Source organism: Streptomyces flaveolus, from assembly GCF_000716535.1.
GTDB classification, from domain to species: Bacteria; Actinomycetota; Actinomycetes; order Streptomycetales; family Streptomycetaceae; genus Streptomyces; species Streptomyces flaveolus_A.
In genome coordinates this window covers 117172-130376 of record NZ_JNWV01000009.1, presented here as the reverse complement: position 1 = coordinate 130376, position 13205 = coordinate 117172, and the positions used below count along the sequence as shown (strand labels likewise).

Here is a 13205-nt window from a genome sequence, read left to right as displayed (position 1 = left end):
CTCCGGGGGTCGCGCGTCGATCGCGGTACGGACTCAGATGCCGACCTTGATGCGCGAGAAGCGCTTCAGGGTGACACCGGCCTCGTCCAGCACCTTCTGGACCGACTTCTTGTTGTCGAGCGCGTACGGCTGCCCGAGCAGCGTGGCGTCCTTGAAGAAGCCGTTGAGACGACCCTCGACGATCTTGCCGATCGCGGCCTCGGGCTTGCCCTCGGCGCGGGTGGTCTCCTCGGCGATGCGGCGCTCGGACTCGACGACGTCGGCCGGCACGTCCTCCTTGGAGAGGTACTTCGGCGCGAAGGCGGCGATGTGCTGGGCGACGCCCTTGGCGACCTCGGCGTTCGGCTTGTCGAGCTCGACCAGGACACCGATCTGCGGGGGCAGGTCGGGCATCGTGCGGTGCATGTAGGCGGTGACGTAGCCGTCGGAGAACTGCGCGAAGCGGTCCAGGACGATCTTCTCGCCGAGGTTGGCGTTGGCCTCGTCCACGAACGCCTGGACGGTCTTGCCGGGCTCGATCTCGGAGGCCAGCAGGGCCTGAAGGTCGGCCGGGTTCGTCTTCGCGACGTGCTCGGCGATGGCGTTGGCCACGGCCTGGAACTTCTCGCCCTTGGCGACGAAGTCCGTCTCGCACTTCAGCTCGACCAGGACACCGGAGGAGTTGTCGTCGGCGATGATGGAGACCACGGCGCCGTTCTCGGCGGAGCGGCCCTCGCGCTTGGCGACGCCCTTCTGGCCCTTGATGCGCAGCGCCTCGACGGCCTTCTCGACGTTGCCCTCGGCCTCGTCCAGCGCCTTCTTGCAGTCCATCATGCCGGCGCCGGTCAGCTCACGGAGCTTCTTGACGTCGGCGGCGGTGTAGTTCGCCATGAGTCTGTGAGTCTTTCTCGAAGTCTGGAGGATCGAAGATCAGGGGGGTCTGCGTTCTACATCTGGATGCAGATCTCTGACCCGCCTCTGACCTACGGGTGAACAGCGGGGGCGGACTTCATGTCGCCGCCCCCGCCGTCAACGCTGACGGTCAGGCCTGCTCGCCCTCGGCGGCTGGCGCCTCGGCAGCCGGAGCCTCGGCGGCCGGGGCCTCGGCGGCCGGAGCAGCCTCGGCGGCCGGAGCCTCGTCCTTCTTCTCACCCTCGAGCAGGTCGCGCTCCCACTCGGCGAGCGGCTCGCCCGCGGCCTTCTCGCCCTTGTCGCCGGTGGCGACGCCGGAGCGGGCGATGAGGCCCTCGGCGACGGCGTCGGCGATCACGCGGGTGAGCAGGGTGACGGAGCGGATCGCGTCGTCGTTGCCCGGGATCTTGTAGTCGACCTCGTCGGGGTCGCAGTTGGTGTCGAGGATCGCGACGACCGGGATGTTCAGCTTCCGGGCCTCACCAACGGCGATGTGCTCCTTCTTGGTGTCCACGATCCAGACGGCGCTGGGCACCTTCTGCATCTCGCGGATACCGCCGAGGGTCTTCTCCAGCTTGGCCTTCTCGCGCGAGAGCACGAGAAGCTCCTTCTTGGTCAGACCGGACGCGGCGACGTCCTCGAAGTCGATCTGCTCCAGCTCCTTGAGGCGCTGCAGACGCTTGTAGACGGTCGAGAAGTTGGTGAGCATGCCGCCCAGCCAGCGCTGGTTGACGTAGGGCATGCCGACGCGGGTGGCCTGCTCGGCGATGGCCTCCTGCGCCTGCTTCTTCGTGCCGACGAACATGACCGTGCCGCCGTGGGCGACGGTCTCCTTGACGAACTCGTAGGCGCGGTCGATGTACGACAGCGACTGGAGCAGGTCGATGATGTAGATGCCGTTGCGCTCGGTGAAGATGAAGCGCTTCATCTTCGGGTTCCAGCGACGGGTCTGGTGACCGAAGTGGACGCCGCTCTCCAGCAGCTCCCGCATCGTGACGACGGCCATGGCCGTTTCTCCTTGGTGTTCTCGGTTGTGCCGCGTCCGCCGGACGGCGGCCGCGCCTGACGCCCGCGATGCGCCGTGCCACGAGGGACCGAGGGGCGCTTGGTAGGAACCGTTGCCGGCTGCCTTACCGGGGCGTGCGAAGTCGACCCGGTGACCCGGATCGCCAGAAGAAGTGTACGGGACCGGCGAGGCGGCGGGTGACGCCGCTGTCCACAACCGGCGAGTGGTCCACAGGATCAGGCCGTGATCGGCGGGTGTGCGGGACGGTGTCGGCATGCGACGAACGATGCGATGCGCGCTGCTGTGGCCGGCGCTGCCGCTGGGGTTGGCGACGGTTCTTCTCATGCCTCTGGCCTGGGCGGACACGCCTCCCGTGGTGCCGGCACCCGCTCCGACGGCCCCCGTGCCGCCCGTGGCCCGCGCCTGGCCGGTCGGCGTCCGCCCACCGGTCCTGCGCGGCTGGGAGCCACCGGCGACGGTGTACAGCCCCGGGCACCGCGGGGTGGACCTGGGAACGGCGGCCGGGGCGCCCGTACGGGCGATCGCACCGGGCCGGGTGCTGTTCGCGGGGCGGGTGGCGGGCAGGGGGGTGGTCTCGGTGGAGCTGCGGGGCACGGATCTGCGGACGACGTACGAGCCGGTGCGGGCTTCGGTCCGGAAAGGGGAGGAGGTGGAGGCCGGGGCGGTGGTCGGGGTGGTCGAGCCGACGGGGTCCCACTGCGGGACACGGACGTGCGTGCACTGGGGTCTGCTGCGGGGCGACACGTACGTGAATCCGCTGTCCGTGTTACCACCGTGGCTGCTGGGCGGAGGGCCGTCGAGACTACTGCCGGTTGTGCCGTAGCGGGGTCCGACTGGGCCCTAGCCGCAGGCCGGACCGGCGAGCTGCTGCTGGTTGTGTGCTCACGGGGTCCTGCTGTGCTGTGACCCAGGGCTGGCGAGCTACTGCCAGGTTGTGCGCTCACGGGGTCCTGCTGTGCTGTGACCCAGGGCTGGCGAGCTACTGCCAGGTTGTGCGCTCACGGGGTCCTGCGCTGTGCGGTAGCCGCGGGGCTGTCGAGGCCGCTGCCGGTTGTACGCTCGCGAGCCCCGAGCGCGGTAGCCGCGGGGTCGCTACGGACGCGAGTCAGCCCCGTGCCCTCTGAGGCCGCCACGGCCGCGGACCAACCACCCGCCTTGGTCACCCACCGTCGCGAGCCGGCCGCAGACCCGTCGCGGGGGCTCGCGCAGTCCCCCGCGCCCATTTCGGGGCGCTGCAGTGCCGTCGGCCTCGTTGCGCGCCACCCTGCCGGCGACGGGAAGCGGCCCCACCCCACGACCGGCGTCGGCGGGGCTCAGCCCCTCACGCCCCGCAGAGCCATGGCCACGGCCGCGTCCGTCACCACCGTGGGATCCTCGGCCGCGCCCAGCTCGATACGCCGTACCGCCGCGTCCACGACCCCCTGCAGCAACATCGCCGCCAACCGCGGCTGCCCGTGTCCCAGCTCCCGCAGCGCCTCGACGATCATCGCGACCAGCCCCCCGTGGGCGGCCCGGATCTTCTCCCGGGCACCGGCGTCCAGCTCACTCGCGGAGATGGCGACTACCGCCCGGTGCCGCCGGTCCCCCACCAGCGCGAGCTGCTGCCGCACGTACGCCTCGACCTTGCCCTCGGCCGTCCCGGCCCGCTCCATCGCCGCCGCGACCTCCGCCGCCCATACCGGGAAGTCGACCTCGCACAGCTCCTCGACCACGGCGGCCCGGGACCGGAAGTACTCGTACACGGACGAGCGCGCCAGCCCCGTCCGCTCGGCCAGCGCGGGGAAGGTCAGCGCCTCCGTCCCGCCCTCGGACAGCAGGGACCGAGCCGCGTCCAGCAGGGCGGCTCGCTGCATCGACCGGTGTTCGGCCACGGAGGCCGCTCGAATCCTTGGCACGTCGACCACTTTACGGACAGCCCATCCCGGAAGGGAGGAGTCAGCGCCCGAAGCTCGCCAGCTTGGCCCGCAGCTGGAGCACCGACTTGGTGTGGATCTGGCTGACCCGGCTCTCGGTGACCCCGAGCACGTTGCCGATCTCGGCGAGAGTGAGCCCTTCGTAGTAGTACAGGGTGACCACGGTCTTCTCCCGCTCGGGCAGCGTGTTGATCGCCCGCGCCAGGAACCGCCGCAGCTCCCGGTCCTCGGCCACCTCCACCGGGTTGTCGGCGGCGGTGTCCTCCAGCGTGTCCATCAGGCTGAGCCGGTCCCCGCCCTCGCCGCCGACGTGCAGCAGCTCCTCCAGGGCGACGACGTTGGCCAGCGACAACTGGCTGAACACGGCGTGCAGTTCGTCGACCTCCATGCCCAGCTCGGCGGCGACCTCGCCCTCCGTCGGCGTCCGCCGCAGCCGCGCCTCCAGGGTGGCGTAGGCGCGTTCGACGTTCCGCGCCTTCTGCCGGACCGAGCGGGGGATCCAGTCCAGCGCCCGCAGCTCGTCGATCATCGCGCCGCGGATCCGGGTGATCGCGTACGTCTCGAACTTGATCTCCCGGTCGATGTCGAACTTCTCGATCGCGTCGATCAGCCCGAACACGCCCGAGGAGACGAAGTCGGCCTGCTCCACATTGGGCGGCAGCCCGACGCTGACCCGGCCGGCCACGTACTTGACCAGCGGCGAGTAGTGCAGGATCAGCTGCTCCCGCAGCCGGTCGTCCCCCGTCGCCTTGTACGACCGCCACAGCTCGTCGAGCGTCGAGGGAGCGGGCGGTCGCACGCTGCCACCGTCGCGGGCGGCTGGGGGGATCGCCGCCCGGTCGGACCCGGAGGTGTGCTGGGGCATTCGTCGCCTTGTGCCGTTCTGCCGTGAAGTGCCGTGAAGTGCCGTGAAGTGGGTGGAGGCGGGGTTCCTGGGATGAAGTGGGGCTGCCTGGGTGGGGTGACGGTCTGATGTGGGGTTGGCGCGATCTGCGCCACCGCCTTCGTGAGCGTAGCGTGACTGAGGAGTCGCGGTGTGCGAACAGGGCTGCGCCACCCGTGCGCGGGGCGCTCGCGCCGGTCGGGTGACCCCACGCCGGGGCTCGCTCTGTGTGACCGGCCGGATGCGCCAACTCCGGGAAACGCCAAGGGCGTCGGGGGTTCCCCCGGACGGCCGAACACGGTCGGTCAGCACGGACGGTGACCGTCCCGGACCGAGATCATCGCCTGGCGTGTCAACTTCCAGCCGTCGCCGTGTCGTTCGACGTAACCAAGTGCTCGGAGTTCGTACAGTCTCGCGATCGCCTCGTCCCGCGTGGTGCGCGCGCCGAGCGCGATCTCCTCGGCGGGCGCCGCGCTGTTGCCGGGGAGGGCGGCGAGCACGGTCCGGGCGGCGGGTTGCAGCAGGTCACGCGGGAGGACGGGGCCCCGTCGGGCCGGCGCCAGCTCCCCCATGTCGCCCACGAGTTCGATGACCTCCGCGGCATCGGTGACCAGGGTGGCCTCTCCGCGCAACAGTTCGTGCACGCCGGCGGAGAGGGCGCTGGTGACCGGGCCGGGGATGCCCATGGTGAACCGGCCGAGGCGTTGCGCGGCCCGCGCGGTGGCCAGCGAGCCGCTGCGGCAGGCCGCCTCCACGACGACGGTGCCCCTCGTCAGCGCGGCGATGACCCGGTTGCGCAGGATGAAGCGGCTGGGTGTCGGATGATCGCCCGGCGGCAGCTCGCCCACCACCAGTCCCTGTTCCGCGATGCGGGTGATCAGCGCGGCGTGGCCGCGGGGGTAGGGCTGGTCGACGCCGCAGGCCAGGACGGCCACGGTGGCGCCGTGGGTGGCGAGGGCGCCGCGGTGGGCGGCGCCGTCGATGCCGTACGCCCCGCCCGAGACGACCACCCAGCCGCGCTCGGCGAGGCCGGAGGCGAGGGTGGCCGCGGCGTGGGCGCCGTACTCGGTGCAGGCGCGGGCGCCGACCACGGCCACGGACCGGAGCGCCCACATCCGCAGGTTCGGCCGGCCCCGCACCCACAGCCCGAGGGGCCGCGCGTCCCCGAGGTCGTCGAGCTGCCGGGGCCATTCGGTGTCTCCCGGGCGGACGAACCGTGCTCCGGCGGCCCGGGCCAGCTCCAGATCCCGCTCCGGCTCGGCCCGCCGGGCCCGCGCGACGAGCCCCGCCCACCGGGTCCCGCTCACCCCCGGCAACGCGTCCCCGCCATCCCGCAGCCGCCGCACCACCTCCGCCACCCCGAACTCCCGCACCCACCGCCCACCGACCTCATCCCCCGCCTCGACGACCCGCCCGAGAAACACCCGCCCGAGCAGTTCGTCGCGGGGGTGGTCCTCTCCGGTCATGTCAGCGCTCCGATGGCCATCGGTACCCCGCGGGGGACGCCGGTGCGCAGTTGCAGGGCCAGGGCGACGTCGGTGGCGTCCGGGCGGTCGTGTCCGACGAGGTCGGCGACCGTCCAGGCGACGCGCAGGACGCGGTCGATGCCGCGGGCGGTGAGCACGCCCCGCTCCAGGTTGCGTTCGGCGTCGTCCATGGCTCCGGCGGCGGCGTGGTACCGGCTGCGCAGTTCGCGGCCGGGCACTTCGCTGTTGGTGCGCCACGGGGTGCCGGCGAGGCGGGCCGCCGCCCGCTCCCGGGCCTGCCGCACCCGGTCGGCCACGGTCGCCGTGGACTCTCCTCGGGCGCCGGGCGCGGTGAGCTGGGCGCGGGTGACCGGGTCGACCTCGACGCGCAGATCCACCCGGTCCAGCAGCGGGCCGGACAGCCGGGACTGGTAGCGGCGGATCGTCGACGGCGGGCACTCGCACAGCGAGTCGTGGAGCGAGAAGCGTCCGCAGGGGCAGGGGTTGGCCGCCAGGACCATCAGGAACCGCGCCGGGAACCGGACCACACCGGCGCTCCGCGCGATGACGACGTGCCCCGACTCCAGTGGCTGTCGCAGGGCGTCCAGGGTCTGGCTGTGGAACTCGGGCGCCTCGTCCAGGAACAGCACGCCGCGGTGGGCGAGGGACACCGCGCCGGGCCGGGCGACACCCGGGCCGCCGCCGACGAGTGACTGCATCGTCGCCGAGTGGTGCGGGGCGCAGTAGGGGGCGATGTCGATGAGCGGCTTGCCCGGGGGCAGCAGCCCGGCGACCGAGTGAACGGCCGTGACCTCCATCGACTCTTCCCGGGTGAGCCGGGGAAGCACGGCGGGCAGGCGCTCCGCGAGCATGGTCTTGCCCGCACCGGGCGGCCCCTCCAGGAACAGGTGGTGCCCGCCGGCCGCGGCCACCTCCACCGCCGTACGGGCGGAGCGCTGTCCGACGACGTCGGCCAGGTCGTGATCGTGGTCGTGGTGCGCGGCGCCGATGCTGTGCATGCCGGTGGCGGCGCCTGTCCCCGGTACGCGCAGTCCCGCCAGGAGGGGATCGGGCCGTCCCAGCTCGTCCGGTGTCTCGTCGGGGACGGGCTCCTCGGTCAGGACCGCGATGAGCTGCCGCAGGCTGCGGACGCCCAGCACGGACACACCGGGGACCAGCGAGGCCTCCGCGGCGGCGCACTCGGGCACGACCACCTGCTCGTACCCGGCGTCGGCCGCCGCGAGGACGGCCGGCAGGATGCCCCGGACCGGGCGTACCCGGCCGTCCAGGCCCAGCTCTCCGATCATGACGATGTCGGCGAGGACCCGGGGATCGATCCGTTCGGCGGCACCGAGCACCGCGCAGGCGACGGCCAGGTCGAACCCCGATCCGGCCTTGGGGACGGAGGCCGGGCTGAGTCCGACGGTGAGCTTCTTCTGGGGCCATTCGCCGCCCGAGTTCACCACCGCCGCCCGCACCCGGTCGCGGCTTTCCGTCAGGCTCTTGTCCGGGAGGCCGACCAGGGTGAAGGCCGCGACTCCGGGTTCGAGGTCGGCCTGGACCTCGACGACCACGCCTTCGACGCCGACCAGGGCGACCGAGCACGTACGGGCGAATGCCATTCAGGCCACCCCCCGCGCGTGCTCGACGGACGGGGCGCCCCGGCGGGGCAGCAGGACCCCGACGAGGTCGATGCGGACGCCGCCCGGTGGGGCTCCTCCGTGGGCCTGGATCCAGTGCTCGGCGAGGGTGCGGAGCCGGGCCGCCTTCTCGGGGGTCACCGCGGCCATCGGGTGTTCGTAGCCGCCGCCCCTGCGGGTCTTCACCTCGCAGACGACCAGGGCGTCGCCGTCCCTGGCCACGATGTCGATCTCACCGGACCTGCCGGAGCGCCAGTTGCGCTCCAGGATCGTCATTCCCTGTTCGGCCAGCCGCCGGGCGGCCAGGTCCTCGCCGTACTTGCCGAGTCCGTTGCGTGCCTTGCTCATGTCGGCACCACCTCCGGCGCCAACGGTCACGCATCCGGCCGAACGGTGTTGATCTTGGGGGACTACTCAGCGGTTGTGGAAAACCCCGTCACCCCGAGCCGCCCCGGGCCGCCCGCGGATCACCCGCCCGGCAACTCGAGATCGCTCTTGTTCAGCTCCTCGATGTTCACGTCCTTGAACGTCAACACCCGGACCTGCTTCACGAAACGAGCCGGCCGGTACATGTCCCAGACCCAGGCGTCGGCCATCGTGACCTCGAAGAACACTTCGCCCTGTACCGAGTGCACCTGCATCTCGTAGTCGTTGGTGAGGTAGAACCGCCGCTCGGTCTCGATCACGTATTTGAACAGACCGACGACATCTCGGTACTCCCGGTAGAGCTTCAGCTCCATCTCGGTCTCGTACTTCTCGAGGTCCTCGGCGCTCATGGCATGTTCCCCTTCAGCCGTGCGATCCCCCCATTGTGCGCCAGTCCCGGGAACCCTCAGACGATTTCCGTGTCGAGGGTCACGGGCCGGGCGGGGGGACCTTCGACGAGCAGCGTGCGCAGCAGCTCGGCGAGTCTGGTCGGATACACCGTCTCACGTGCCCGGGTCAGTTCCTGACACGTCCACCAGCGCGCTCCGGCGACGCTGCGCCGCTCCAGCTCCGTCAGCCCCGTCGCCGCGGTGACCGTCTGGGTCGTGCGGGCCAGGTAGTACCACTCGTCCTGGTCCCAGCGGCGGCCCGCGAACGGGAACGAGCACCGCCGCCGCCAGAGCACGGGGCCGAGTTGGACGTCGGTGATTCCGGTCTCCTCCGCGAGTTCCCGCAGCGCGGCCTCCTCGCGCGTCTCGGCGCCCTCCAGGCCGCCGCCGGGCGTGAACCACCAGTCGTCGGCCGGGTCGTCCGGTTCGTGGCCGTGCAGGAGCAGGATGCGGTCCTCGGGGTCGAGGAGCACGACCCGGGCCACCTTGCGCAGGCCGGCCCCGCCGTCGTCCTCGTACGACTTCCCCGCCGGCCGCGTGGCCTCAGCGGACACCGGCCGTCTCCGGACGGGCCGTGCGGGCGCGGGAGCGGCTCACGCGGCCCGCGATCGGGCCGTAGGCGCCGCCGCCGAGGACCAGGACCGCGCCGGCCACGATCAGCAGCTCGATCGTGCGCAGCGGGCCGGGCTCGGAGAGGGCGCCGAGCGTCTCGAAGCCCGTGGGGCGCTTCAGCACGCCCTTCCAGGGCCAGACCACGGCCTCCACGCGGGCGGAGACGGCGTCACGGGACACGGTGCCCTGGGCGGCGTCGGTGAGGTGGGCGGTGGAGTCCAGGGAGCCCTGGCGTTCGTCGCCGAGGAGGAACAGCCGGCCCTCCGGGACGGTCACCGTGGCGAAGTTCTTGATCTCGGCGAGGCTGCCCTCGGGCAGGTACGGCTCGTCGATCTGCTTGCCGTTGACGGTCAGCTTGCCGTTCGTGCAGCAGGAGATGGTGTCCCCGCCCACGGCGACCACGCGCTTGACCACCTTGGCGTTGCTGACCCAGGTCTTGTCCTCGAAGACGACCACGTCACCGCGCCGCACCTCGTCGCCGTCGACACGCTGGGCCAGCACCCGGTCACCGGCGTCGATGGTGGGGGTCATCGAGCTGGTGGGCACGGTGTACGGCCGGTAGACCAGCGCTCCCCAGGCGAAGCCGCCGAGGAACAGCACCAGACCCAGCGCCACGGCCAGTCCGGACAGCCGCTGCCCGAGCCGGCTGCCGCCTCCGGCCTGTGCCGTGCCGGTGCCGCCGCCCTGCGGGGCCGTACGCGTCATGCTCTCGCCACCCATGGACCCGCACCCTACCCGGCGGTACCGAACAGGGGCAGCCCCTCTCCCCAAGCCTGGGCGGCTGCTTACCGCTTCTTGGACTCCACGTGCGTGAGCTCCGCGTTCTCGGACTCCGAGCGGTCCGCGCGCCTGCGCCGCCACACCACCAGGGGCAGGACCGCCGCGACGGCGATGCCCTCGGGGGCCGCCGTCAGGGACGCGGCGGCGCTGGACTGCTCGTTCAGGCCGGGCTGGTCGAAGGTGTCCGGGATCGGCAGGGTGCCCCAGCGGTTGATCGGCCAGGCCTTGACGATCGCGCGGCCGACGACCTTGTCGACCGGGACCATGCCGTGGTTCTTGTCGGACTGGTTGTACCGGGAGTCACGGGAGTTCTGGCGGTGGTCGCCCATCACCCAGATGAAGCCCTTGGGGACCTTCACCTTGAACTGGCCGCCCTGGTCGTCCACGCTGCACGGCGTGTTGCCCGGGTAGACGTACGGCTCGTTCAGCGCCTTGCCGTTGACCTTCAGCGGGCCGCTGCCCTTGCACTCGACCGTGTCGCCGCCGACCCCGATCACGCGCTTGATCAGGTCCTTCTCCTCCGCCGACGGCATCAGGCCGATCCAGCTGAGGACCTTCTGCACCGGGTTCGGCGTCGGCGTCGGCTCGCCCGCCAGCCAGTTGTCCGGGTCGTGGAAGACGACGACCTCACCGCGCTCGGGCTTGGACCCGAACCACGGCGTGAGCTTGTCGACCAGCACCCGGTCGCCCTGCTGGAGGGTGTTCTGCATCGAGTCGGACGGGATCGAGAACGCCTGCACCAGGAACGTCTTGATCAGCAGCGCCAGGACCAGCGCGATGACGATCAGGATCGGCAGTTCCTTCCAGAAGGACCGCGGCCTGTTCGGCCGCACGGCCGCCGCGCCCGCGCCCGGGCCGTCGCCGCGCGGTTCCGGCTCGCCCTCCGGCGTGCCCTCGCCGCCCGCCGCCGCGTCATTCCCGGAGCTCACGGCGCTGCCCGGTACGGGACCGTCCGGTTCCACGGGGTGCCCGCGGTGCTCCTCGCCGTCGTGTCCCGACCGTGCGCCAACCGCAACATCCCCCACGCCAACTCCTCACTCTGTGCCGCCGCCTGCCCCACACACGGCGCAGGCCCACCACTCCCATAACGAGCGGGAGTTCCGCAGGGGTCGGGAGTCGGGTCATTCCGTTCGGATTCTCGGAAGCAACCCTATGCGACGCCTGGGGACCAGCGGTCGTCCCCGGCGCCGAGTCGCTGACGCTTGCAAAGGTTTTAGGTTCTTCCAGGCGCGTCCAGTGACCGACCGGCCAGCCGATGACCATGGCCCGGCCGACCACCGAGTCCACCGAGACCGTGCCGCCGTAGGCCGTGTTCTGGTGGGACCGGGAGTCCGCGGAGTTGCCCCGGTGGTCGCCCATCACCCACAGCCGGCCCTTGGGGACGGTGATGTCGAAGGGCATGGTGGAGGGCACGTCCCCCGGGTAGAGGTAGTCGCCCTCGGTGAGCGGGACGCCGTTGACCGTGACGCGGCCCTGGGCGTCGCAGCACTTGACGTGGTCGCCGCCGACTCCGATGACCCGTTTGATCAGGTCCTTCTCGTTGTCCGACGGCAGCAGGCCGATGAAGGTGAGGCCTTCTTTGAACTGCTTGACGACGACGGGGTCGTGCTTCTTGGCGGTCTGCTCGTCCCGGAGCCAGCCGCCCGGGTCGTGGAACACGACGACGTCCCCGCGCTGCGGCTTCGAGCCGAACCACGGGGTGAACTTGTCGACCAGGACCCGGTCGCCGATGCGGATCGTCTCCTCCATGGACCCGGAGGGGATCACGAACGCCTGCACGAGGAACGTCTTCAGGACGAGCGCGATGAGGACGGCGACACCGACCAGGAGGGGGATCTCCCGGACGGCCGACCGTCTGCGCTTGCGCTTGACCTTGCGCTGCAGTTTCCGGCGCTCCGCGCGCGTGCGGCCACCGCCGGGCGCGGAGGTGCGGCGCGCCCCGGTGGGCAGCAGGTTGTCGGCGGGCGTGCTGGGCACCCCGCGCGGCTTGCCGCGGTTACCCATGGGCGCCCCCCGCGGGGGCGGCGGGCACGCGCGCGTAGGCGGGCGGCCGGGTCAGATGCGTCCAGTGGCGGTACGGCCACACGATCCAGTCGGCCCGGCCGATGACGTCCCCGACGGGGATCATGCCGCCGCCGGGCGAGCCGAGGTGGTCGCGGGAGTCGCTGGAGTCGCTGCGGTGGTCGCCGAGGACGAAGAGGCGGCCCGAGGGCACGACGACGTCGAAGGGCACGCTGGAGGCGCTGTCCCCGGGATAGAGGAACGCCGTCTCGTCGACCGGTCGGCCGTTCACCTCGATCCTTCCCTTCTTGTCGCAGCAGACCACATGGTCTCCCCCCACACCGGCGACGCGCTTGATGTAGTCGGCGTCCCCGAAATACCCGGTGCCGTCGAACACAATCACGTCGCCGCGGCGCGGCTGGGCACCGAAACGGTACGCCAACTTGTTTACGAGAACGCGGTCGCCGATCCTCAATCCCTGCTCCATGGATCCGCTCGGAATCTCGAACGGTTGCGCCACGAAGGCGTTGAGGGCCAGCAGGAACGCCAGGCAGAGGAAGAGCGTGAGGGTGATCCTGCCGCCGGGCAGCCACTCGGCTAGCCGCGGCACCAACGCGAAACGCGACCGGCCCTCCGCCCCCGGAGTACCGGGGGCGGAGGAGCGGTCGCGTTCCGTCGGCTGTGCTTCGGTGTCCATCGGAGCCAGATGCTATCCGGCTCCGCTGTGACGGACGGGAAAGCGCTCAGCTCTCGCGCTTCTCCTTGATCTTCGCGGCCTTGCCGCGCAGGTCACGGAGGTAGTACAGCTTGGCGCGGCGCACGTCACCCTTGGTGACCAGCTCGATCTTCTCGACGATCGGGGTGTGCACCGGGAAGGTGCGCTCGACGCCGACGGAGAACGAGACCTTGCGGACCGTGAAGGTCTCGCGGACACCGGAGCCCTGGCGGCGGATCACAACGCCCTTGAACTGCTGCACACGGGAGCGGTTGCCCTCGATGACGCGCACGTGGACGTTGACGGTGTCACCCGGGCGGAAGGCCGGGATGTCGCTGCGCAGCGACGCGGAGTCGACGGAGTCGAGCAGGTGAGACATTTCGTCTGCTTTCTTCGCTGATGCCACAGGTCATCAACGGGAACTAGGTGTACAGGAGTCTGCTGTGCGGGTCGGGGCGGGCG

15 protein-coding genes are annotated in these 13205 nt (G+C 71.4%); 1 reads left to right on the top strand and 14 read right to left on the bottom strand.

The window, feature by feature from the left end; translation table 11 throughout:
* Positions 1 to 33: 33 nt before the first annotated feature.
* On the bottom strand, positions 34 to 870 hold the full coding sequence (tsf, locus tag OO52_RS11465) for a translation elongation factor Ts (RefSeq protein ID WP_030649019.1): 837 nt from the start codon (positions 868 to 870) through the stop codon (positions 34 to 36).
* Between the two features lie 151 nt (positions 871 to 1021).
* Positions 1022 to 1897, bottom strand: a complete 876-nt coding sequence (rpsB, locus tag OO52_RS11460) for a 30S ribosomal protein S2 (RefSeq protein ID WP_030649021.1) — start codon at positions 1895 to 1897, stop codon at positions 1022 to 1024.
* Positions 1898 to 2171: 274 nt separating this feature from the next.
* Between rpsB and OO52_RS11455 the strand changes: the two genes are divergently transcribed.
* Entirely contained in the window at positions 2172 to 2741 is a 570-nt protein-coding gene (locus OO52_RS11455) for a M23 family metallopeptidase (protein ID WP_106971972.1), read from the top strand.
* Between the two features lie 490 nt (positions 2742 to 3231).
* On the opposite strand, the gene OO52_RS11450 is transcribed toward OO52_RS11455, so the two are convergent.
* The 12 genes from OO52_RS11450 to rplS form a co-directional block, all read right to left on the bottom strand.
* Entirely contained in the window at positions 3232 to 3789 is a 558-nt protein-coding gene (locus OO52_RS11450) for a TetR/AcrR family transcriptional regulator (RefSeq protein WP_030649026.1), read from the bottom strand.
* A gap of 64 nt (positions 3790 to 3853) precedes the next feature.
* Positions 3854 to 4696, bottom strand: coding sequence for an RNA polymerase sigma factor WhiG (gene whiG / locus OO52_RS11445; RefSeq protein WP_030649029.1), 843 nt, complete (start codon positions 4694 to 4696; stop codon positions 3854 to 3856).
* A gap of 323 nt (positions 4697 to 5019) precedes the next feature.
* On the bottom strand, positions 5020 to 6180 hold the full coding sequence (gene dprA, locus OO52_RS11440) for a DNA-processing protein DprA (RefSeq protein ID WP_030649032.1): 1161 nt from the start codon (positions 6178 to 6180) through the stop codon (positions 5020 to 5022).
* Complete coding sequence (locus tag OO52_RS11435) at positions 6177 to 7802, bottom strand: YifB family Mg chelatase-like AAA ATPase (protein ID WP_030649034.1); 1626 nt, start codon at positions 7800 to 7802, stop codon at positions 6177 to 6179. The genes dprA and OO52_RS11435 overlap by 4 nt, the downstream gene beginning before the upstream one ends.
* Positions 7803 to 8168, bottom strand: a complete 366-nt coding sequence (locus OO52_RS11430) for a YraN family protein (protein WP_030649037.1) — start codon at positions 8166 to 8168, stop codon at positions 7803 to 7805. It lies immediately after the preceding gene.
* Positions 8169 to 8287: 119 nt separating this feature from the next.
* On the bottom strand, positions 8288 to 8596 hold the full coding sequence (locus OO52_RS11425; protein WP_014675276.1) for a DUF2469 domain-containing protein: 309 nt from the start codon (positions 8594 to 8596) through the stop codon (positions 8288 to 8290).
* A 56-nt stretch (positions 8597 to 8652) separates the two neighbouring features.
* Entirely contained in the window at positions 8653 to 9189 is a 537-nt protein-coding gene (locus OO52_RS11420) for an NUDIX hydrolase (protein WP_030649041.1), read from the bottom strand.
* A complete protein-coding gene (gene lepB / locus OO52_RS11415) occupies positions 9179 to 9967 on the bottom strand; it encodes a signal peptidase I (RefSeq protein WP_030649043.1) in 789 nt (262 codons plus the stop codon). The genes OO52_RS11420 and lepB (OO52_RS11415) overlap by 11 nt, the downstream gene beginning before the upstream one ends.
* A gap of 65 nt (positions 9968 to 10032) precedes the next feature.
* Positions 10033 to 11052 (bottom strand): signal peptidase I, encoded by a 1020-nt coding sequence (lepB, locus tag OO52_RS11410; protein WP_167347937.1) that lies wholly within the window; start codon positions 11050 to 11052, stop codon positions 10033 to 10035.
* On the bottom strand, positions 10940 to 12031 hold the full coding sequence (gene lepB / locus OO52_RS11405; protein WP_030649050.1) for a signal peptidase I: 1092 nt from the start codon (positions 12029 to 12031) through the stop codon (positions 10940 to 10942). The genes lepB (OO52_RS11410) and lepB (OO52_RS11405) overlap by 113 nt, the downstream gene beginning before the upstream one ends.
* Positions 12024 to 12725 carry a signal peptidase I gene (gene lepB, locus OO52_RS11400; RefSeq protein ID WP_030649053.1) on the bottom strand — a complete coding sequence of 234 codons (702 nt, stop codon included), beginning with the start codon at positions 12723 to 12725 and terminating at the stop codon, positions 12024 to 12026. The genes lepB (OO52_RS11405) and lepB (OO52_RS11400) overlap by 8 nt, the downstream gene beginning before the upstream one ends.
* Positions 12726 to 12771: 46 nt before the next feature.
* A complete protein-coding gene (gene rplS, locus OO52_RS11395) occupies positions 12772 to 13122 on the bottom strand; it encodes a 50S ribosomal protein L19 (protein ID WP_014675270.1) in 351 nt (116 codons plus the stop codon).
* Positions 13123 to 13205 lie beyond the last annotated feature (83 nt).

Coding starts and splice junctions, on each gene's coding strand:
- dprA (WP_030649032.1), bottom strand. CDS start 6,180: ATGACCGGAGAGGACCACCCCCGCGACGAACTGCTCGGGCGGGTGTTT.
- OO52_RS11430 (WP_030649037.1), bottom strand. CDS start 8,168: ATGAGCAAGGCACGCAACGGACTCGGCAAGTACGGCGAGGACCTGGCC.
- OO52_RS11425 (WP_014675276.1), bottom strand. CDS start 8,596: ATGAGCGCCGAGGACCTCGAGAAGTACGAGACCGAGATGGAGCTGAAG.
- rpsB (WP_030649021.1), bottom strand. CDS start 1,897: ATGGCCGTCGTCACGATGCGGGAGCTGCTGGAGAGCGGCGTCCACTTC.
- lepB (WP_030649053.1), bottom strand. CDS start 12,725: ATGGACACCGAAGCACAGCCGACGGAACGCGACCGCTCCTCCGCCCCC.
- OO52_RS11455 (WP_106971972.1), top strand. CDS start 2,172: ATGCGACGAACGATGCGATGCGCGCTGCTGTGGCCGGCGCTGCCGCTG.
- tsf (WP_030649019.1), bottom strand. CDS start 870: ATGGCGAACTACACCGCCGCCGACGTCAAGAAGCTCCGTGAGCTGACC.
- rplS (WP_014675270.1), bottom strand. CDS start 13,122: ATGTCTCACCTGCTCGACTCCGTCGACTCCGCGTCGCTGCGCAGCGAC.
- whiG (WP_030649029.1), bottom strand. CDS start 4,696: ATGCCCCAGCACACCTCCGGGTCCGACCGGGCGGCGATCCCCCCAGCC.
- lepB (WP_030649043.1), bottom strand. CDS start 9,967: ATGGGTGGCGAGAGCATGACGCGTACGGCCCCGCAGGGCGGCGGCACC.
- OO52_RS11435 (WP_030649034.1), bottom strand. CDS start 7,802: ATGGCATTCGCCCGTACGTGCTCGGTCGCCCTGGTCGGCGTCGAAGGC.
- lepB (WP_030649050.1), bottom strand. CDS start 12,031: ATGGGTAACCGCGGCAAGCCGCGCGGGGTGCCCAGCACGCCCGCCGAC.